The organism is Jidongwangia harbinensis (genome assembly GCF_020216025.1).
In the GTDB taxonomy this organism is placed as follows: domain Bacteria; phylum Actinomycetota; class Actinomycetes; order Mycobacteriales; family Micromonosporaceae; genus Actinoplanes; species Actinoplanes harbinensis.
In genome coordinates, this window is sequence record NZ_JAIWNC010000030.1 from 25,505 (window position 1) to 44,679 (window position 19,175).

At 72.1% G+C, this 19,175-nt stretch carries 18 protein-coding genes; 9 read left to right on the forward strand and 9 right to left on the reverse strand.

What is annotated here, in order from left to right; all coding sequences use genetic code 11:
- Nucleotides 1–87 precede the first annotated feature (87 nt).
- Nucleotides 88–1,008, forward strand: coding sequence for a 3-methyladenine DNA glycosylase (locus tag LDL48_RS31020; RefSeq protein WP_225258672.1), 921 nt, complete (start codon nucleotides 88–90; stop codon nucleotides 1,006–1,008).
- A 1,140-nt stretch (nucleotides 1,009–2,148) separates the two neighbouring features.
- Here LDL48_RS31020 and arfB read toward each other — a convergent pair.
- The 7 genes from arfB to LDL48_RS31055 form a co-directional block, all read right to left on the reverse strand.
- Nucleotides 2,149–2,586 (reverse strand): alternative ribosome rescue aminoacyl-tRNA hydrolase ArfB, encoded by a 438-nt coding sequence (gene arfB, locus LDL48_RS31025; protein WP_255629483.1) that lies wholly within the window; start codon nucleotides 2,584–2,586, stop codon nucleotides 2,149–2,151.
- Nucleotides 2,587–2,671: 85 nt separating this feature from the next.
- Entirely contained in the window at nucleotides 2,672–3,904 is a 1,233-nt protein-coding gene (locus tag LDL48_RS31030) for a sensor histidine kinase (protein WP_225258674.1), read from the reverse strand.
- On the reverse strand, nucleotides 3,901–4,581 hold the full coding sequence (locus tag LDL48_RS31035; RefSeq protein ID WP_225258697.1) for a response regulator: 681 nt from the start codon (nucleotides 4,579–4,581) through the stop codon (nucleotides 3,901–3,903). The genes LDL48_RS31030 and LDL48_RS31035 overlap by 4 nt, the downstream gene beginning before the upstream one ends.
- A gap of 7 nt (nucleotides 4,582–4,588) precedes the next feature.
- Nucleotides 4,589–5,473, reverse strand: coding sequence for a S1C family serine protease (locus LDL48_RS31040; RefSeq protein WP_225258675.1), 885 nt, complete (start codon nucleotides 5,471–5,473; stop codon nucleotides 4,589–4,591).
- Between the two features lie 17 nt (nucleotides 5,474–5,490).
- Nucleotides 5,491–6,441, reverse strand: coding sequence for a VWA domain-containing protein (locus LDL48_RS31045; RefSeq protein WP_225258676.1), 951 nt, complete (start codon nucleotides 6,439–6,441; stop codon nucleotides 5,491–5,493).
- On the reverse strand, nucleotides 6,438–7,412 hold the full coding sequence (locus tag LDL48_RS31050; RefSeq protein WP_225258698.1) for a DUF58 domain-containing protein: 975 nt from the start codon (nucleotides 7,410–7,412) through the stop codon (nucleotides 6,438–6,440). Before LDL48_RS31050 ends, LDL48_RS31045 begins: the two co-directional genes overlap by 4 nt.
- 5 nt (nucleotides 7,413–7,417) lie before the next feature.
- Complete coding sequence (locus LDL48_RS31055; RefSeq protein WP_225258677.1) at nucleotides 7,418–8,428, reverse strand: AAA family ATPase; 1,011 nt, start codon at nucleotides 8,426–8,428, stop codon at nucleotides 7,418–7,420.
- A gap of 105 nt (nucleotides 8,429–8,533) precedes the next feature.
- Here LDL48_RS31055 and LDL48_RS31060 point away from each other — a divergent pair, with 105 nt between their 5' ends.
- The 4 genes from LDL48_RS31060 (at nucleotide 8,534) to LDL48_RS31075 (ending at nucleotide 13,859) form a co-directional block, all read left to right on the forward strand.
- Nucleotides 8,534–9,844, forward strand: coding sequence for a M16 family metallopeptidase (locus tag LDL48_RS31060; protein ID WP_225258678.1), 1,311 nt, complete (start codon nucleotides 8,534–8,536; stop codon nucleotides 9,842–9,844).
- Nucleotides 9,841–11,187: a M16 family metallopeptidase gene (locus tag LDL48_RS31065; RefSeq protein WP_225258679.1), complete on the forward strand. Its 1,347-nt coding sequence runs from the start codon at nucleotides 9,841–9,843 to the stop codon at nucleotides 11,185–11,187. Before LDL48_RS31060 ends, LDL48_RS31065 begins: the two co-directional genes overlap by 4 nt.
- A 110-nt stretch (nucleotides 11,188–11,297) precedes the next feature.
- Nucleotides 11,298–12,776 (forward strand): hypothetical protein, encoded by a 1,479-nt coding sequence (locus LDL48_RS31070; protein ID WP_225258680.1) that lies wholly within the window; start codon nucleotides 11,298–11,300, stop codon nucleotides 12,774–12,776.
- Between the two features lie 84 nt (nucleotides 12,777–12,860).
- The gene (locus LDL48_RS31075) at nucleotides 12,861–13,859 is read left to right on the forward strand and encodes an endonuclease/exonuclease/phosphatase family protein (RefSeq protein ID WP_225258681.1); all 999 of its coding nucleotides are present in this window, start codon (nucleotides 12,861–12,863) and stop codon (nucleotides 13,857–13,859) included.
- Between the two features lies 1 nt (nucleotide 13,860).
- Here the strand turns inward: LDL48_RS31075 and cimA are convergent, their stop codons facing one another.
- Complete coding sequence (cimA, locus tag LDL48_RS31080) at nucleotides 13,861–15,447, reverse strand: citramalate synthase (protein WP_225258682.1); 1,587 nt, start codon at nucleotides 15,445–15,447, stop codon at nucleotides 13,861–13,863.
- A 201-nt stretch (nucleotides 15,448–15,648) separates the two neighbouring features.
- Between cimA and LDL48_RS31085 the strand changes: the two genes are divergently transcribed.
- Genes LDL48_RS31085 through LDL48_RS31100 form a run of 4 tightly spaced genes read left to right on the forward strand, consistent with a single transcriptional unit; the run spans nucleotide 15,649 to nucleotide 17,954 of the window.
- Nucleotides 15,649–16,395: a tyrosine-protein phosphatase gene (locus LDL48_RS31085; RefSeq protein ID WP_225258683.1), complete on the forward strand. Its 747-nt coding sequence runs from the start codon at nucleotides 15,649–15,651 to the stop codon at nucleotides 16,393–16,395.
- A 33-nt stretch (nucleotides 16,396–16,428) separates the two neighbouring features.
- Entirely contained in the window at nucleotides 16,429–16,770 is a 342-nt protein-coding gene (locus LDL48_RS31090; RefSeq protein ID WP_225258684.1) for an ArsR/SmtB family transcription factor, read from the forward strand.
- A 3-nt stretch (nucleotides 16,771–16,773) separates the two neighbouring features.
- Nucleotides 16,774–17,280 carry an SRPBCC family protein gene (locus LDL48_RS31095; RefSeq protein ID WP_225258685.1) on the forward strand — a complete coding sequence of 169 codons (507 nt, stop codon included), beginning with the start codon at nucleotides 16,774–16,776 and terminating at the stop codon, nucleotides 17,278–17,280.
- Nucleotides 17,280–17,954, forward strand: coding sequence for a dihydrofolate reductase family protein (locus LDL48_RS31100; RefSeq protein WP_225258686.1), 675 nt, complete (start codon nucleotides 17,280–17,282; stop codon nucleotides 17,952–17,954). Before LDL48_RS31095 ends, LDL48_RS31100 begins: the two co-directional genes overlap by 1 nt.
- Nucleotides 17,955–17,965: 11 nt before the next feature.
- On the opposite strand, the gene LDL48_RS31105 is transcribed toward LDL48_RS31100, so the two are convergent.
- Nucleotides 17,966–19,066 carry a branched-chain amino acid aminotransferase gene (locus LDL48_RS31105; protein WP_225258687.1) on the reverse strand — a complete coding sequence of 367 codons (1,101 nt, stop codon included), beginning with the start codon at nucleotides 19,064–19,066 and terminating at the stop codon, nucleotides 17,966–17,968.
- Nucleotides 19,067–19,175: the final 109 nt, after the last annotated feature.

Below are 19,175 nucleotides of genomic sequence, written 5' to 3' on the forward strand. Positions count from 1 at the left end.
AAATGTAGTAGGTGTACTACATCCGCTCGCACCAAGACTACAGTGGCGAAGCGCGCCGATGTCGTACGTGCTCGATACGCTGGTGGAATGCTGACCACGACGCTGCCTTCGGTGACGTGGATCCCCCTTGCCCGCGCCCACGCCGAGCGCGCCGACGACATGACGGCCGGCCATCGCGCCCGCCGGGCGCGCGGTGAGAAGCACGCGATCGAGGACTTCCTGTACGACTATTACGGCACCCGCCCGGCCCAACTACGCCGCTGGCACCCCGGCGTCGGCACCGGCCTGGCCCCGGCACCGGACGGGGTGGCCGAGCACGCCGCCTGGAAGTGGTACCGGACGTTTCCCGACGGCGTGGTCACGCTCGACGTCGAGGCATACCTGGCGGCCCGCGGCGAGAGCGTGCGCTACATCCACGGCCTGCTCACCGCGACCGCGTCCCGCCCGGTCTTCTCCGGCTGCTTCGGCCTGCACGAGTGGGCCATGGTCTACCGCCGGCCGGAACACCGCCACCCGCTGCCGCTGCGGCTCGGCCAGGCCGGCACCGACCAGGTGGTGGAGAGCCACCCGATCCGCTGCACCCACTTCGACGCATTCCGGTTCTTCACCCCGGAGGCGGTCGGCCTCAACCGGCTGCAGCCCACCCGCGCCACCCAGGTCGACCTGGACCAGCCCGGCTGCCTGCACGCGGCGATGGACTGCCACAAGTGGGCCGGCAAACTCGGCCCGGCGGTGCCCGGCGCGCTGGCGCTGGACTGCTTCGCGCTGGCCGCCGACATCCGGCTGCTCGACATGCAGGCGTCGCCCTACGACCTGACCTCCTACGGTCACCCGCCGGTGAAGATCGAGACCCCGGAGGGCAAGGCGGAGTACGTGTCCCGCCAGCGCGAGTTCGCCCGCCGCGCGGCCGGCCTGCGCGCCCGCCTGATCCGCGTCTGCGACGAACTGCTCGGCCCGGCGGCGGCCGCCGAGAACCGCGAAACCGTGGCCCCGTTCAACCACCGCTGACTCCCTGGTCGCACTGTCGGTGCCCACGTCAGCACCACCCCTGACCCGGCAGATCCGGTCCGAGAGTGGGTGACCGTCCGGCGGTGGTGCCGGGCACAGACTGCTTCTGGCGGGCGGGCTCTCCTTCCGGGATACGGAAAGTCGCGGAGTCCCACAAATCAGCGACCCGTCATGTCCGAAACGCTGCCTTGCCCCGGCTTCCGACCCGGCCACCCCACCACGCCCCCGGTCTCGCCCCGCCGACCGCCCGCCCCGGTGGGTGCTGTGCCGGTGTGCGGCCTTGCTCCGGCGAGATCCTGGAGGTCCACACGATTCTCGGAGCCGCAACGCCCCCATAGCGGCCACCGCACTCCAAGTTCTGCCCCAGCCTCCGAGATCTGCCCAGCCTCCAAGATCTGTGAAGGGTTCCGTCAAGCGGTGACGGGCGTTGGCTTCGAGGAGTCCGCTCGCACCCCTCGTGCCCGGTCACCGTTGACGAGCAACCGCGTCTTCGCTACTCCGATCTTGTGGCCGTGGAGTCGTATATCGACCACAGCTGCACGACTTCAACCTCACGTCGGCCCCAGACGACCCTTTGCCCCCTTTTTTTGCGGACGCCACCGCGCATCCCGCGCCATGGTGTGCGCAACAGCGGCGCGCTGGGTGCCACAACTCGACGCACCCCCGACGCCCGAGCGCAGCGTGCAGAGTTACGGCGCACTGGGTGCCGGGGAACCACACGCGGCGTCACCCGAACCCGGCGAAACGAGGAACGGCACGCTCGTCGATCTCGCAGCAATCGGCCAGATCTTGGAGGGAAGAGCAGATCTTGGAGGGAAGAGCAGATCTTGGAGGCAGCACGCCCTCATGGGGGCCATTTCGCTCCAAGAATCTCCTCGCCCTCCAAGATCTGGCGTGCGCCTCCAAGATCTGCCACGCAAACGCCGCGTACCGGACAGTCAAGCGCTCCGCAGACGGGTGCCCGGTCAGGGGCGCTCCCCCGTCCCCCACGCGCCCGGGCGAGGAAGTCCCGGCGGATGCGTGCGCCTCGCCCGAAATGTCACCTCGCGGCCTCAGTGGAACACCACGGTGCCTGTCGGAGGCCCATAACCGCATTGGTGTGCCAGTGGAGCGCTCCACTGGCACACCAATGCCGAACCGTCAGTCGGAGTCGGCGCGGCGGTTGCGCTTGGTCTGGCCCCGGCGCTTCTTCTCGGCGATGCGGCGCTCCACCGCCCCGCGCGACGGCCGGGTCGCCCGCCGGGCCCGTTGCGGCGGGGCGATCGCGTCCGCGACCAGCGCGGCCAGCCGGGCCGCCGCCGCCTCCCGATTGCGCAACTGGGACCGGTGCTCCGAGGCCGTCACCGTGAGCACGCCGTTGACCAGGCGCCGTCCCAGCCGTTCCACCGCCCGGTCCCGCAGCACCGGCGGCAGCATCTCGGACCCGGTCAGGTCCCAGGACAGCTCGACCCGCGAGTCGGTGGTGTTCACACCCTGCCCGCCGGGACCGCTGGACCGGGAGAAACGCCACGAGAGTTCCGCGGCGGGGATGGTCAGCCGCTCACTCACCTGCACGTCGTCCGGCACGCCGCCCAGCATGGCACCGTCGCCCCGGACCCGGCCACCGGGTTAGCCGGACCAGGAGTCGGCCGCCCGGCAAAGGCCGAGCCCGGGCCCGCCCGGTCTAGCGGGGCCAGGGGTTGGTGTCCGGCGGCGGGACGTCGTCGGTCCGGTCCGGAGCCGGCAACCAGAGGACGAACGTGCTGCCTACGCCGAGCGTCGAGTGTGCGGCCACCTGCCCGCCGTGCGACTCCACGATCTGCCGGACGATGGCGAGTCCGAGCCCGGTCCGGCGTTCCCGCGAGCGCACCGGCGCGTTACCGGGGGCGCGCCAGAAGCGGTCGAACACCCGGGACAGGTGGTCCGGCGCGATGCCCGGTCCCTGGTCCGCGACCACCAGCCAGAGCCACGACCCGGTACGCCCACCGGCGATCGTGACGGTGCTGGCCGACGGCGCCAGGCGTACCGCGTTGGACAGCAGGTTGCCGACCGCCCGGCGCAGGGCGTCGTGGTCGCCGATGAGGCGCAGGCCCTCGTCCACGTCGTAGGCGAACGACACCCGCTCCGAGCCGTACTCCTCGCCCGCCTCCCGGGCCACCGTGGCCAGGTACACGTCGGCGTCCGGCACCGCGTCGGAGTCCCGGCGGGCCGTGGCGAGCAGGTCCTCGACGAGGCGGGACATCCGGGTGGTGGCCCGGTCCACCACGGCGACCGCCCGGGTGCGTTCCTCCGGCGAGGCGTCCGGCGCGGTCAGCGAGGCGTCCAGGTTGGTACGGATGATGGCGAGCGGGCTGCGCAGTTCGTGCGAGGCGTCGTCGATGAGCTGCCGCTGCGACTGGAAGGCGTGGTCGAGCCGTTCCAGCATGGAGTCGATGGTGTCGGCCAGGTCGCGGAGTTCGTCGTGGGGGCCGTCCAGGTTGATCCGCCGGGACAGGTCGGTGGCCTGGATGTCGCGGGCGGTCCGGGCGATCGCGCCGACCGGTCGCAGGGCCCGGCCGGACAGCACCCAGCCGATGCCCAGGCTGGCGACGAAGAGGCCGCCGAGCGCCATCAGCGAGTAGTTCCGCAGATTCTGCAGGGTGTTGTAGTTGACCGCGGCCTCGATCTGGCTGATCTCGGCCACCGTGGTGAACCCGACCGGCCGGTAGTTCTCGTAGATCTTGGCCCGTTGTGCGGTGATCGGCTGTGGGTCGGTGGACTGGGCCACCGCGAAGTAGGTGATGGCCAGTGTGGCGGCGGCCAGCGCGAACAGCAGCAGCGAGTAGAGCACGGTCAGCCGGAACCGGATGGACCGCAGGATCGGCGGCCGGGCCATCCAGCTCCGGATCATCCGGGCGCGCAGCATCCGGGGGCTCACGCCGCCTCCCGGAGCCGGTAGCCGCGTCCCACCACCGTTTCGATCCAGCCGTCGCCGAGCTTGCGCCGCAGCGTGCCGACGGTGACCCGGACGGTCTGGGTGAACGGGTCGGCGTTCTCGTCCCAGACGTGCTCGAGCAGTTCCTCGCTGGAGACCACCCGGCCGGCCCGGGTCATCAGGTACTCCAGGACGGCGAACTCCTTCGGCGTGAGGGTCAGTTCGGCGCCGGCCATCGACGCCCGGTGCCGGGCGCTGTCCAGGCGCAGCGGGCCCACGGTCAGCACCGCGGAGGTGCCGGCGGTGTCCCGCCGCAGCAGCGCGCGGACCCGGGCCAGCAGTTCGGCCAGCGCGAACGGCTTCACCAGGTAGTCGTCCGCGCCCTCGTCCAGGCCGCGTACCCGATCGTCCAGGGCGCCCCGCGCGGTGAGCATGAGCACCCGGAGGTCGCCGTCGCCGGGCGTCTCCACCTCGCCGTTGCGCAGCGACCGGCACAGCGTGAACCCGTCGCCGTCCGGCAGGTTGATGTCGAGCAGCATCAGGTCGTACTCGTTGACGGTCAGCCGGTCGTACGCCTCCGCCGCGTCGGCGGCGACGTCCACCGCGTACCCGGTCCTGGCCAGCCCCACCCGCAGGCCCTCGGCCAGGTCCTCCTCGTCCTCCACCACCAGCAGCCGCATCTTTCGACTATCCACGGTTGATCAGGGTGTCGGCCACCTGGCGGGCCCGTTCGACCGGAATCGCGAAGCCGATGCCGATCGAACCGCCGCCCTCCAGGGTCGCGATGGCGGTGTTCACCCCGACCACCTCGCCGCGCGCGTTCACCAGCGGACCGCCGGAGTTGCCGGGGTTGATGGAGGCGTCGGTCTGCACCGCGGTCTGGCGTACCTGGCCGCCGAGCCGGACCTGGCGGTCGAGCGCGCTGATGATGCCGGCGGTGACCGTGCCGGTGAGGCCGAGCGGGGAGCCGACGGCGAGCACCGGTTCGCCGACCCGGGTGGCGTTCGGGTCGGCCGCGCGCAACGGCTGCAGCGCGGTGGACGCCTCCACCCGCAGCACCGCGATGTCGCTGTTCGGGTCGCGGCCGACCACCTCGGCGGTGAGGCGGCGGCCGTCCGAACCGACCACCGAGATCCGTCCGCCGCTGCCGGCCGCGGCCACCACGTGGCTGTTGGTGACGATGTGGCCGCGGCTGTCGAACACGAAGCCGGAGCCGGAACCGCCGCCGGACGCGCCGCGTACCTGGATGGAGACCACCCCGGGCAACGCCCGGGCGGCCGCGCCCACCAGGTCGGACGGCACGCCCGGCGGCGGCGGTGCGGACGTCTCGGCGGCGGACGTGGACGCCGGGTCGCCGGCGCCGCCGGCCAGGTATCCGGCCGCGCCTCCGCTGCCGGCGGCGACCGCGACCACGGCGGTCCCGGCCGCCGCGACGATCGGCCAGCGCCGGGCCGGCCCGGCCGCGGCGTGCGCCGGGCCGGTCGACGGCCCCGCGGCCGCCGCACCGGCCGGAACGCCGGGTGAGACGAACTCCGGTCCGCGCGGTTCCCCGCCGAGTCCTGGATACGTCATGATGCTCTCCACTCCTGTCAGGGCAGCCGGGCGAACCAGACCATCGAGGCGACCGCGGCCAGCGCCGCGAGCACCAGACCGATACCGATGAAGCGGGCCGAGACGTCCTGCTGCTCGGTCTCGTAGCCCACCGAGCTGCCGATGTCGGCGTACGCGTTGCGCAGTTCCGCGGCGCTGCCCGCCTCGAAGTAGTTGCCGCCGGTGGCACCCGCCACCGACTGCAGCGTCTCGCCGTCCACCGGCACCGGCTGCGCGCCGCCGATCGTGCCGGACTCGGTGCCGAAGGCGATCGCGTCCACCGGCACGCCCAGTTCGCTGGCCAGTCCGGCGGCCTGGTTCGGGTCCTGCCCGGCGGTGTTGGCGCCGTCGGACAGCACCACGACCCGGGCCGGCGGGGTGTCCTCGCCGGCGTTCGCGTCCAGCGTGCGGATCTGGTCCAGCGACGTGGCGATGGCGTCACCGATCGCCGTGCCGGCCCGGCCGGCCGCGCCTTCGGACAGCCGGTCGATGCCCGCGTTCACCGCACCGCGGTCGGTCACCGGCGGGACGAACACCGAGGCGCTGCCGGCGAAGCCGACCAGGCCGACGTTGAACTCCTCGGGCAGGTTCGCCACGAACTCGCGGGCCGCGGCCTTCGCGGCGGTGAGCCGGTCCGGCTCCACGTCGGCCGCCAGCATGGACCGGGACACGTCCACCGCGACCAGAACGGTGGCCCGTTCCCGGGGCACCCGGACGTCGTCCATCGGCCGGGCGAAACCGACGACGAGCAACGCCAGCATGGCGAGGAACAGGCCGGCCGGCACGTGCCGGCGCCACTGCGGGCGCTTCGGCGCGACCCGGTCGAGCAACTTCAGATTGGTGAAACGGACGGCGTAGCGGCTGCGGCGGCGTTGCAGGACGACGTACGCGACGGCGAGCGCCGCGACCGCCGCGAGAAGCCACAGCCGTTCCGGACTCTGCCAACTCACGTGGTGCTCCCTTGGACTCTCGCCCGGCCGGCCCGGGTCAGCCGGCGCTGGGCGTGGACGTGGCGGACGATGTCGGCGATCCAGTCCCGGTCCGTCCGCAACGGCAGGTGCTGGGCGCCGGCCCGGCGGATCGCCGCGGCGATGGTGGCCTGCTGGGTACGGGCCGCGTCGGCGTACCGCTCGCGGAGCCGGCGGCCGGCCGTGGACACCTCGCGGCGCCGCCCGGTCTCCGGGTCGACGAGCGTGAGCAGCCCCACGTCCGGCAGTTCGTGTTCGCGCGGGTCGGTGACCTGGACGGCGAGGACCTGGTGGCGGGCGGCGAGCCGGCGCAGCGGCCGTTCCCAGTCGGGTGCCGCGGGGCCGAGTCCGTCGGCGTCCAGCCCGTCCAGGAAGTCGCTGACGACCACCACCACGCCCCGGCGGCGGATCGCGCGGTGCGCCCCCTCCACCGCGTCGGCCAGCGACACTCCGGTGGTCGCGGCCGGACCCCGGGGCACGGCCAGCAGTGTGCGGAGCATGCCGAGCAGATGGGTACGCCCGGTACGCGCCGGAAACCGCCGCACGCCGTCCGGCCCGAGCAGGTACCCGCCGAGCCGGTTGCCGGCACCCGCGGTGAGGAAGCCGACCGCGGCCACCGCCGCCACGGCCAGTTCCCGCTTCTCGAACTCGGCGGTGCCGAAGTCCATGCTGGGCGTGCCGTCCACCAGCACCCAGGTGGCCAGCTCCCGGTCCGCGTCCACGGTGCGCACGTGCGGCACGGTGGTGCGGGCGGTGACCGACCAGTCCATCCGGCGTACCTCGTCCTCGCCGGCGTGGTATTCGCGGCTGCCCGCCGGCTCGCTGCCCGGACCGGGCAGCAGGCCGAGGTACCGGCCCTGCAGCATCCCGTCGAGGCGGCGGGTCACGGCCAGTTCCAGCCGGCGCAGCCGGCGTTCCGGCGCCAGTTCGTTGATCGACGCACCCTGGTCCATCGCCGTCACGCCGCGATTCCGAGGCCCGGGCCCTGCTGTTGCTGGGCCGGCGCGATCACCGGCAACGGCACGGCGTCGACGATGCGCCGGACCACGGACTCGGCGGCCACGTCGTCGGCGACCGCGTCGAACGACAGCACCAGCCGGTGCGCCAGCACGTCCGGAGCGAGTTCCAGGATGTCCGCGGGCAGCACGTAGTCCCGGCCGCGCAGCAGCGCGAGCGCCCGGCCGGCGGCGACCAGGCCGAGCGTCGCCCTCGGGCTGGCGCCGTACGCCAACTGGCCGGCCACCTCGGGCAGCCCGAAGCGTGCCGGGTCCCGGGTGGCGAGCACCAGCCGGACCACGTACTCGGCCAGCGCGTGGTGCACGAAGACGTTGCGGGCCCGGTCCTGCAACGCCAGCAGCCGCGCGGTGTCCAGCACCGGCCGGGCGTGCGGGCGGCCCTGGCCCATCCGGTACAGGATGCCGAGTTCGTCGGCGTCGGTCGGGTAGTCCACCAGGACCCGCATGAGGAACCGGTCGCGCTGCGCCTCGGGCAGCTGGTACACGCCCTCACTCTCGATCGGGTTCTGGGTGGCCAGCACGAGGAACGGCCGCGGCACCGGGTGGGTCCGCCCGCCGATCGAGACGTGCCCCTCGGCCATCACCTCGAGCAGCGCGGACTGCACCTTGGCCGGCGCGCGGTTGATCTCGTCGGCCAGCACCAGATTCGCCATCACCGGGCCGAGTTCGATGTCGAACGACTCGCGCGACGCCCGGTAGATCCGGGTGCCGAGGATGTCGGACGGCACCAGGTCCGGGGTGAACTGGATGCGGTGGAAGGTGCCGCCCACCGCGACCGCCAGCGTCTCCGCGGCCAGCGTCTTCGCCACGCCCGGTACGCCTTCGAGCAGGCAGTGCCCGCCCGCCAGCAGCGCGGTCATCAGCCGCTCGACGAGCCGGTCCTGTCCGACGATGACCTTCTTGACCTCGAACAGCGTCTGCTCCAGCAACCTCGCGTCGGAGCTGTCGTCCATCTGTGTGTCCCCTCGGGTCGCGGATCGGGCGGGCGGCGGCCCGCCCGGTGTGACCAGGACACCAAGAGCGACCGAAAGCGGAGCGAAGGAAGGAATACTGGGGTGGTGACGTCGACATCCACGCCGGTCGAGACCGGCTATCCGTGGCCCATCGAGACCACGCGCCTGAACAACGGGCTCCGCGTGGTCGTGAGCGAGGACCGGAGCGCACCGGTCGTCTGCGTGAACCTGTGGTACGACGTGGGCTCGCGGCACGAGCCGGAGGGACAGACCGGCTTCGCGCACCTCTTCGAGCACCTGATGTTCGAGGGCTCGGTCCACGTGCAGAAGACCGAGCACATGCGCCTGGTCCAGGGCAACGGCGGCTCGCTGAACGCGACCACGAATCCGGACCGGACGAACTACTTCGAGACGATGCCCTCGGAGCATCTGGAACTCGCGATCTGGCTGGAGGCCGACCGGATGGGCGGGCTGGTGCCGGCGCTCACCCAGGAGACGCTCGACAACCAGCGCGAGGTGGTCAAGAACGAGAGACGCCAGCGGTACGACAACGTGCCGTACGGCGACGCGTGGCTGCGCCTGTTACCGCTGCTGTATCCGCCCGGCCATCCGTACCATCACGCCACGATCGGGTCGATGGAGGACCTGAACGCGGCCGGCCTGGAGACCTTCCGGGCGTTCCACCGGCAGTACTACGCGCCGAACAACGCGGTGCTGACCGTGGTCGGCGACACCAGCGCGGCCGAGGTGTTCGCGCTCGCGGACAAGTACTTCGGCGCCCTGGAACCGGTCCCCGACATCCCGCCCGCACCGAACGGTCACCTCACCGGCCCGGCCGAGCACCCGGCCCGCCAGACCGTGACCGGTAAGGTCCCGGCGCCGCGGATCTACCTGTCGCACCGGACCCACCCGTTCGGCTCGGCCGGCTACGACACCGTCACGGTGCTCGCCACCGTCCTGGGCAGCGGCCGCGGCAGCCGGCTCTACCAGCGGCTGGCCGACGGCGCCCGGATCGCCCAGCCGGACTACGTCGGCGCGTACGGCGTCGACCTGGCGCACGCACCCGCGCCGCTGATCATCACGGCCACCGCCAAGGACGGCGTGGACGCGGCGACCCTGGAGGCCGGGCTGGCCGAGGTGGTCGACGGCCTGGCCACCGAGCCGGTCACCGAGGCCGAACTCGAACGCGCCAAGGCCCTGCTCACCACGTCGTGGTGGCGTCAACTGTCCACCGTGGGCGGTCGCGCCGACACCCTGGGCCGGTACGCCACCCAGTTCGGCGATCCGGCCAGTGCCGGTTACCGGCTGCCCGGCTGGCAGGCCGTCACCGCCGGCGACATCGCCGACGTGGCCGCGCAGACGCTGCAGCCGTCGTCCCGCGTCACCCTCACCTACCTGCCGGGAGACCACTCGTGACCCTCGTAGCCGACCGGCCGGAACCGGGCACCGCCCGGCCGTACTCTTTCCCGTCCGTCATCCGCACCGAGGCGGCCGGCGGCCTGGTGGTGGCCGCCCACCTGCCGGGCCAGTTGCTCGCCACCGCGTCCCTGCTGCTGGACGCGGGCGCGGCCCGGGAGGCCACCGACCGGGAAGGCACCGCCTCGATCCTGGCCAAGGCGCTGGAGGAGGGTACGCAGAAGCGCGACTCGGCGCAGTTCGCGCTCGCGCTGGAGCGGCTCGGCGCGGAGCTGACCACCTCGGTGGACTGGGACGCGTTCCGGGTCGGTGTCTCGGTGCCGGTGGACCTGTTGCCCGGCGCGGTGGAGTTGCTGGCCGAGGCGGCCCGTACCCCGAAACTGGATCCGTCCGACGTGCTCCGGGTCCGCGACGACGAGGTGACCGCGTTGCGCATGGAGTGGGCGCAACCGGGCCCGCGCGCCGACGCCGCCCTGCGCGCCGACCTGTTCGGTGCCGGCGAGCGGTACGGCCGTCCGCTGCACGGCGATCCGACGTCCACGGCCGCGGTGACGGCCGACGACGTGGTGGAGTTCCACCGGTCCTGGCTGGGCCGCCCCGGTGTGCTGCTGGTCGCCGGGGACCTGGACCGGCTGGACCTCAAGGTGCTGGCCGAGGCCGCGTTCGGCGGTACGTCCGGCGATCCGCTGCCGGTCGACCCGCCGCTCACCCTGGCGCTGCGCGACGCCCGCCGTACCATCCTGGTGGACCGTCCCGGGTCGGTGCAGTCGACGCTGCGGCTCGGCCACCGGGCGCCGCACCGGGCACACCCCGACTACGTGCCGATCACGTTGGCCGCGACCGTGCTGGGCGGCGCGTTCACGTCCCGCCTGAACCACCTGATCCGCGAGGTGAAGGGCTACACGTACGGCATCCGCGGCGACTTCGCGATGACCCGCCGGTTCGGCCGGTTCGGGGTGAGCGCGGCGGTGCAGACCGCGGTCACCGGCCCGGCCCTGGCCGACACGGTCGGCGAGATCACCCGGACCCGGCTGGACGGCGTGACCGAGGCGGAGTTGGAGGTGGCGCGCCGGTGGCGGGCCGGCCAGCTCTCGGTGGACATGCAGACGCCCGGCGCGATCGTCGGTGCGCTGGCCACCCTGGTCATCCACGGCCTGCCCGACGACTACTACGCGACCCTGCGCCGGCAGCTGCTGGACGCCACGGTCGCCGACGTCTCCGCCGCGGCCGCCGCCCACCTGCACCCCGGGTCCCTCACCATGGTCATCGAAGGCGACGCCGCCCTCATCCGCGACGACCTGACCGCCCTCAACCTGGCCCCCATCACGGACGCCGCTCCGTAGCCCTGCCCGGTCGGCCCGAGCTGGCACGGGGGTGGTGTTGCCAGGACGTGACGGACGCGTTTCAATGTGAGAGCGCTCGTGAGAGCGCTCTCACAGCGCTAGGAGCCCCCATGCCAGCGACCTTCTCCGTCTCGTCCGTACCGGTTCCGCGGCGGCGGCTGCTGGCGCTGGCGGCCGCCGCCACCGTCGCCACGCCGCTGCTGCCGGCCGACCCGGCGTCGGCGAGTTCGGACCGGCCCCGGCACCTGGTCGACCCGTCGCTGGCCACGCCGGTCGCCCGGGCCTACCGGTATCTGGACGTCGTGCAGGACGCGTACGTCAAGGGTGCCGAGCCACGGCTGCTGCAGTCGTACAACAACGAGAGCGGGCTGATGACCGCCGCCTTCGTGTACGACAACGCCCTGGCGATCCTGGCCTACCTGGCGAACCCCACGGTGGCGAACGTGCGGCGGGCGCGGCTCATCGGTGACGCGTTCCTCTGGATCCAGGACCACGACGAGGCGTTCGCCGACGGGCGGGTGCGGCAGGCGTACGCCGCGGGTCCGATGCTGTTCTACGGTGGCAGCCCGGCGTTTCCGGGGCTCCGGCGCGACGACGGCAAGGCGGCGTTCCTGTGGCCGTTCGGCTTCGGCGGCTCCTCGACCGGCGACATGGCCTGGGCCGGCCTGGCGCTGGCGCAGCTCTACGCCGACACCCGGATCCGGAAGTACCTGGACGGCGCCGTGGCGCTGGCCCGGTGGATCGCCGGCAACGAGTCGGGGTACACGCACGGCGGCTACCACGGCGGGATGCAGACCGACGGCGTGACACCGCAGAGGTGGACCTCCACCGAACACAACATCGACGTGTACGCGTTCTTCATGCTGCTCGCCAAGCTCACCCGGGACCGGCGCTGGCACACCCGCGCGGACGCCGCCGCCGCGTTCGTCGGCAACATGTGGAACCGTGCCGACCGCTTCCTCTGGACCGGCACCCTGGGCGGCCTCGAGGGTGAGGACCCCAACCTGATCAACACCGGCAACATCCCGGAGGACGTCCAGACGTGGGCGGTGCTCGGGATGGGCGACCGGCGGTACGACCCGTCGGTGGACTGGGTGATGGACCAGTTGTGGAACACCGACTCCGCCGGCGGCACCTCGCAGCTGGCGCCGGACGTGCGGATCTCCGGCGTCACGTACAGCAGTCAGGCCAAGGCGATCACCGGCCCGATCTCCGGCAGCGACCTGCCGAACCACCGGGACGCGGTGTGGCTGGAGGGCAACGGTCACGCCGCCCTGGCCCTGTTGCAGCGCAGGAAGTCCGGCGACCGGGCGATCGCCAAGCGGCTGCTGGCCGAGACCGTGGTGGCGCAGAACCGGGTCGGCGCCGGTCAGACCGTGGGGCGCACCGCCGACCCGGACGGCGGCAGACTGTCCGACCCGGCCGGCGGCGGCACCTGGACCGGCACCCCGCTGCCCGCCCGGTCCGGCGTGGTCGCGGCGAGCAGCGCCTTCGACACCGGCTTCGCGTTCGGGTACTTCCAGCGCCAGCACGTCGGCGCCACCGCATGGTTCCTGATGGCGGCGCAGAACTTCAATCCGTACCGCTGAGGCTGAGAAGGCTCTCAGCAAACCGGCTGTGACCTGGGCCGCCTCGTGCAGCGTCGGATGGCGGCGGCCGGATAACGTCGCCTCATGACCATCACCACGGCGCCACCGGAAGCCACCCCGCTGCGGCGGAAGCGGCGCCTGGCGGCCACCCTCGTGGTGTGGTTGCTCGTGCTGCCCGGACTGGCCTGGGCGGTCACCCGGATGTTCGGCTGGGAACGCGGCATCGGGGTGCAGTTCTTCGCGTTCACCCCGTACGTCGCGGCGGCGGCCTGGCTGCCCGCACTGATCGCCCTGGTCACCCGCCGCTGGCTCGCCGCCGCCGTGGCCGTGGTGGCGGCGGCCATCCTCGCGGTGAGCGTGCTGCCGCGGGCGGTGGCGGGCGACCGCGGCCCGCAGACCGGCGTGGAACTGCGCGTGCTCACCGCGAACGTGCTGTTCGGCGGCGCCGACCCGGAGACGCTGGTACGCCTGGTCCGGGAGAACGACGTCGCGGTGCTGGCGATGCAGGAGTTCACTCCGGGCATGCAGTCCCGGCTCACCGCCACCGGCATGGACGACCTGCTGCCGCACCGTTCGGTGGCGGTGGAGTTCGGCGCCAGCGGGTCCGCCGTCTACTCCCGCTTCCCGATCACCGGGGGCGGAGCACGCCGCAACGGCGGCGGCTTCCTGCAGTCGTACGGGACCATCCAGCCACCCGGCACCGGCCCGGTGCTCGTCGAGTCGGCGCACCCGCTGGCGCCGTACTCCCTGGAGGTGCTCGGCGGCTGGCGGTCCGACCTGCGCGACCAACCGCGGGCCGATCCGCAGGGCCCGCCCCGGATCCTGCTCGGCGACTTCAACGCCACGCTGGACCACCGGCCGATGCGCGAGCTGATCGCGCGCGGCTACCGGGACGCCGCGGACGCCGACGGTCAGGGCCTGGTGGGCACCTGGGGCCCGTACGACGGCGATCCGTTCCCGCCGGTGACGATCGACCACGTGCTGGTGGACCGGCGCATCGGAGTCCGGGACGCCGAGGTGCACGGCGTCCCGAACAGCGACCACCGCGCCGTGTTCGCGGTGCTGGTCCTGCCGGCGGCCTGACTCAGGCGGGGGTCGCCGAGCGGGCCAGGCCGTAGGTGAGCGCGTCCACGAGCGCGTGCCAGCTCGCCTCCACCACGTTCTCGTGCACGCCGACGGTGGTCCATTCGCGGTTGCCGTCCGACGTCTCCACCAGCACCCGGGTGACCGCGCCGGTGCCGTGCGAGCCTTCCAGGATGCGCACCTTGTAGTCGGCCAGCTCGAACGACTTCAGTTCGGGATAGTGCTTCGACAGCGCCACCCGCAGCGCCTCGTCGAGTGCGTTCACCGGGCCGTTGCCCTCCGCGGTGGCGATCACGCGCTCGCCGCGTACCCGCACCTTGACGGTGGCCTCGGACACCACCGCGCCGTCCTCGCGGTGTTCGGTCTGCACCCGGTACGACTCCAGCGCGAACGGCCGCGCGAAGCCCTCCCCCGGCATCTCGTCGCGCACCAGCAGCTCGAACGACGCGTCGGCGGCCTCGAAGGACCAGCCGCCCGCCTCCAGTTCCTTGACCCGCCGGGTGATCGCGGACAACGCCTCCGGGAGGCCGGCCAGGTCCAGACCGAGCTCGCGGCTCTTGAGCTCGATGCTGGCCCGGCCGGCCATCTCGGTCACCAGGATCCGCATGTCGTTGCCGACAACCGACGGGTCGACGTGGTTGTACAGCAGCGGATCCACTTTGATCGCACTCGCGTGCAGGCCCGCCTTGTGAGCGAACGCCGCGGCCCCGACATAGGCCTGGTGGGTGTCGGGGGCGATATTGGCGATCTCGGCGAGCGCGGTGGACACCCGCGTCGCCTTCTCCAGGCATCCGTCCGGTAGGACTTTCAGCCCGAGCTTGAGTTGCAGGTTCGCGACCGTGGCGAACAGGTCCGCGTTGCCGGGACGCTCGCCGTAGCCGTTGGCGGTGCACTGGAAGTGCTTCACTCCGGCCTCGACCGCCGCCACGGTGTTCGCCACCGCGCAGGACGTGTCGTTCTGGCAGTGGATGCCGAGCCGGTCGGGGGTGACGCCGGTCCGCTGTACCACGTCGTCGATCGCGGCGGTGATCATGGACGGCAGCATGCCGCCGTTGGTGTCGCACATGACGACCCGTTCGGCGCCGGCCTCGATCGCGGTGCGTACCACGGACGCGGTGTACTCCGGGTCGTACCGCAAGCCGTCGAAGAAGTGCTCGCAGTCGACGAACGCGCGGCGGCCGTTGGCGACCAGGTGCCGGACGGTGTCCCGGACCATCGCCAGGTTCTCCTCGCCGGTGGTGCGCAGCGCCCGCTCGACGTGCCGGATGTCCGACTTCGCGACCACGCACACCACCGGCGTCTCCGCGTCCAGCAGCGCCTGCACCTGCGGGTCCTGCGCCACGTCGACGCCGGCCTTGCGGGTGGCGCCGAACGCGACCAGCACCGCGTGCTTGAGGTCCAGCTCGGTCCGGGCCCGCGCGAAGAACTCGGTGTCCTTCGGCATGGCGCCGGGCCACCCGCCCTCGATGAAACCCACGCCGAACTCGTCCAGCAGCCGCGCGACCGCGAGCTTGTCGACGACCGAGTAGCTGATGCCCTCGCGCTGCCCACCGTCGCGCAGCGTCGTGTCGAACACCTGGTAGTCCATGGGGATTCCTTTCGACGATCGGTGGCCCAACAAAAAGACCCCCCGCGGATGCGGGAGGTCTGCGCGTCGGCGTGGAGTCAGCCGGCGCGCTAGGTGCCAATAATGAGCACGGAGTGGGTCACGGAAGGAAGCATGCCACGCACGGAGGGCAGCGTGGGATGGAAGTCCAGATTCCGGGACGTACGACGGTACGTTGAATGCGTGGCTGTCGAACCGTACCCCCGGAATCTGACGTTCTCCTCGGCTTACAACTTTCGTGACGTGGGCGGATACGCCGGCGCGGACGGGCGGACCGTGCGCTGGCGGCGCCTGTTCCGGGCCGACTCGCTGCACCGGCTGGAGGGCGAGGACTGGGCGGCGTTCTCCGCGCTCGGGGTGCGCACGGTGATCGACCTCCGGCGGACGTACGAGGTCGAGCAGCACGGCCGGGTGCCGGAGGCCGACGGCCTGGACTACCGCAACCTGGTGCTGGAGCACGTCGATTGGCAGGACGTCCCCTATCCGGCGGACGTGGTGCACGCCCGGTGGCTGGCGGACCGCTACCTCAACTTCGCCGAGGACGGGCACGTCGCGCTCGCCGCCGCGCTCGGTGTGATCGCCGACCCGGACGCCGCGCCGGTGGTGGTGCACTGCATGGCCGGCAAGGACCGCACCGGGGTGACGTGCGCTCTGGCGCTCGCGCTGGTCGGGGTGTCCGACGCGGACGTCGCGGCCGACTACGCGCTGACCGAGACGTCGATGCGGTCGCTGATGGAGTACCTGCGCGGGCGGGACCCCGCGTCGGTCGACGGCCGGGAGCACATGTTCGACTCGCCGGCCGAGGCGATGCTGATCTTCCTGCGGGAGTTGCGCGAGCGCCACGGCTCGGTCGAGTCCTACGCCCGCGACATCGGCCTCACCGACGCCCAGCTGTCCAGCATGCGCGCGTCCCTGCTCACTCCCGCTTGACGTTTTCCGTTATCGGAAAATATGGTGGCTGCCATGGCACGAGCAGCGACGACCTCGGACACGTTCAACGCGATCGCCGAACCGCAACGCCGGGACATCCTGACGTTGCTGCGGTCGGGTGAGCGGCCGGTGACCGAGGTGGCCCAGGCGCTGGGGATGCAGATGCCACGGGCGTCCAAGCACCTGCGGGTGCTGCGGGAGGTCGGGCTGGTCCGGGTCCGCGAGGAGGGCAAGCAGCGCCTCTACGGCCTGGACGCCCGCGGGTTGCGGCCGATCCACGAGTGGGTCGGCGGATTCGAGCAGTTCTGGGCCGGGAGTTTCGACCGGCTGGACGCCTACCTGCAGGACCTCAAGCAGACACGACAGGAGAAATGACCGATGGCAACCGCTGAGCAGGAAACGCGGGCGGATCCCGCGACGGCCGATCGGGAGATCGTGATCTCCCGGGACATCGACGCGCCACGGGAGCTGGTGTTCGAGGCGTTCACCGAGGTCCGGCACCTGTCGCAGTGGTGGGGACCGGAGGGGTTCACCACCACCACGCGATCCTTCGCCTTCCGCGCGGGCGGCGTCTGGGAGTTCGTGATGCACGGGCCGGACGGGACCGACTACCCCGAGTGGATCACCTGGACCGAGATCGTCCCGCCGGAGCGGATCGCGCTGCGGCACGGAGAGTCCCGCGACGACCCGAACACCTTCGAGTCGACGCTGACCTTCACCCCGGACGGTACGACGACCCGGATCGTGATGCGCACGGTCTTCCCCACCAGGGAACTGCGCGACCAGGCCGTGGAGAAGTACCACGCGATCGAGGGCGGCCGGCAGACCCTGAGCAACCTGGCCGCGTACGTCACCGGGCTCGCCCGCACGGACGTGGAGCGCTGATGGCCGGGACGGTGTTCGTCAGCGTGTCGATGTCGCTGGACGGCTTCAGCGCGCCCGAGTCGATGGACGGCATCTTCGCCACGGCCGAGCAGCGGGAGCAGGACCCGAGGCTGGGGCGCTGGATGGCGCAGTGGATGGCGATGCAGGCGTGGATCTTCCCGCAGCGGTATTTCCGGGAGAGGCTCCACCTGGGCGACGGCGGCGAGGAGGGGCGCGACAACGACATCGTCCGGGAGACGTTCGAGCGTACCGGCGCGAGCGTCATGGGGAGGCGGATGTTCGACCTCGGCGAGCGTTCCTGGCCGGCCGAGGCGCCCTTCCACACCCCGGTGTACGTTCTCACGCACCAGCCGCGCGACCCTTGGGAACGGCCGGGCGGCACCACGTTCCACTTCGTCGACGACGGCATCCACAGTGCACTGAGCCAGGCCCGCGCCGCCGCCGGTGACCGGGACGTCCGGATCGCCGGCGGCAGCGAGACCATCCTGCAGTACCTCAATGCCGGCCTGGTCGACGAATTCTCGATCGCGCTCGCACCGGTGCTGTTCGGCGCCGGCACCCGCCTGTTCGACGGCGTGGACCCGACCCGGATCGCGCTGGAGCCGGTCAGGTCGGAGTCCTCCTCGCGGGTGACCCACCTGACCTACGCGGTGCGCCCGGTGGAGACCGGGTAGGCGATCGGGAATCAGAGGACGCGATGGACCCAGTGGAACGGGTCCTCGGCGCGCCCTCGCTGGATGTCGACCAGTTCCTGGCGCAGCGCCATGGTGACCTCGCCCGAGCCGCCGTCCGCGATGACGAACTCGCCGTCGGGGTGGCGGACCGTGCCGATCGGCGTAATGACCGCGGCCGTGCCGCACGCGAACGCCTCCCGGATCCGCCCGGAGGCGGCGCCGTCGCGCCACTCGTCGAAGCTCACCGGCCGCTCCTCCACCCGGCGGCCGGCGCGCTGGGCCAGCTTCAGGACGGAGTCGCGGGTGATGCCGGGCAGGATCGTGCCGGTCAGCGGCGGCGTGACCAGGCTGCCGTCGTCCAGCACGAAGATGATGTTCATGCCGCCGAGTTCGTCGACGTACCGCCGCTCCACCGCGTCCAGGTAGACCACCTGGTCGCAGCCGTGCTCGATGGCCTCGGCCTGGGCCGAGAGGCCGGCCGCGTAGTTGCCGCCGCACTTCGCGGCGCCGGTGCCACCGGGCGCGGCCCGGGTGTAGTCCGGGGTGATCCACACCGCGACCGGCTTCACGCCGCGGGCGAAGTACGGCCCGACCGGGGACGCGATGACCAGGTAGAGGTATTCCATCGCCGGGCGCACGCCGAGGAAGACCTCGCTGGCGTAGGCGAACGGGCGCAGGTAGAGGCTGCCCTCGTCGGTGTCCGGGATCCAGCCGCGGTCGATCGTGATGATCTGGCGCAGCGACTCCAGGAACGTGGCGGGCGGCAGCACCGGCATCGCCATGCGCTGCGCGGACTGGCCGAACCGGGCCGCGTTGGCGTCCGGGCGGAACATCGCGACGCCGCCGTCGGGCATCTGGTACGCCTTCAGGCCCTCGAAGATCTCCTGCGCGTAGTGCAGCACCGCGGTCGCCGGGTCCATCGGGATCGGCGCACGCGCCTCGACCCGGGGCTCGTACCAGCCTTTGCCCTCGGCATACCGGACGGTGACCATGTGGTCGGTGAAGATGCGGCCGAATCCCGGATTGGCCAGCAACGCCGTGCGTTCCGTGTCGGCTACGGGCGCCGGGTTGGGACGGATCTCGAAGTCGAGAAGGTTGTCACCACCGCTCATGGCACGTGACCTGCTTTCTTGAGAAACGAGTGAACAAGCATGCGGAGGCACCCGTAGTGCCCCATGAACTTACCCCGAACGGTCGTTCAACGCCGACCCTCGGGTGTGC

Excerpts from the sequence above, each read along its gene's own strand:
- LDL48_RS31020 (WP_225258672.1), top strand. The coding sequence starts at position 88 with ATGCTGACCACGACGCTGCCTTCGGTGACGTGGATCCCCCTTGCCCGC.
- arfB (WP_255629483.1), bottom strand. The coding sequence starts at position 2,586 with ATGCTGGGCGGCGTGCCGGACGACGTGCAGGTGAGTGAGCGGCTGACC.
- LDL48_RS31035 (WP_225258697.1), bottom strand. The coding sequence starts at position 4,581 with ATGCGGCTGCTGGTGGTGGAGGACGAGGAGGACCTGGCCGAGGGCCTG.
- LDL48_RS31040 (WP_225258675.1), bottom strand. The coding sequence starts at position 5,473 with ATGACGTATCCAGGACTCGGCGGGGAACCGCGCGGACCGGAGTTCGTC.
- LDL48_RS31050 (WP_225258698.1), bottom strand. The coding sequence starts at position 7,412 with ATGGACCAGGGTGCGTCGATCAACGAACTGGCGCCGGAACGCCGGCTG.
- LDL48_RS31055 (WP_225258677.1), bottom strand. The coding sequence starts at position 8,428 with ATGGACGACAGCTCCGACGCGAGGTTGCTGGAGCAGACGCTGTTCGAG.
- LDL48_RS31070 (WP_225258680.1), top strand. The coding sequence starts at position 11,298 with ATGCCAGCGACCTTCTCCGTCTCGTCCGTACCGGTTCCGCGGCGGCGG.
- LDL48_RS31075 (WP_225258681.1), top strand. The coding sequence starts at position 12,861 with ATGACCATCACCACGGCGCCACCGGAAGCCACCCCGCTGCGGCGGAAG.
- cimA (WP_225258682.1), bottom strand. The coding sequence starts at position 15,447 with ATGGACTACCAGGTGTTCGACACGACGCTGCGCGACGGTGGGCAGCGC.
- LDL48_RS31090 (WP_225258684.1), top strand. The coding sequence starts at position 16,429 with ATGGCACGAGCAGCGACGACCTCGGACACGTTCAACGCGATCGCCGAA.
- LDL48_RS31095 (WP_225258685.1), top strand. The coding sequence starts at position 16,774 with ATGGCAACCGCTGAGCAGGAAACGCGGGCGGATCCCGCGACGGCCGAT.
- LDL48_RS31100 (WP_225258686.1), top strand. The coding sequence starts at position 17,280 with ATGGCCGGGACGGTGTTCGTCAGCGTGTCGATGTCGCTGGACGGCTTC.
- LDL48_RS31105 (WP_225258687.1), bottom strand. The coding sequence starts at position 19,066 with ATGAGCGGTGGTGACAACCTTCTCGACTTCGAGATCCGTCCCAACCCG.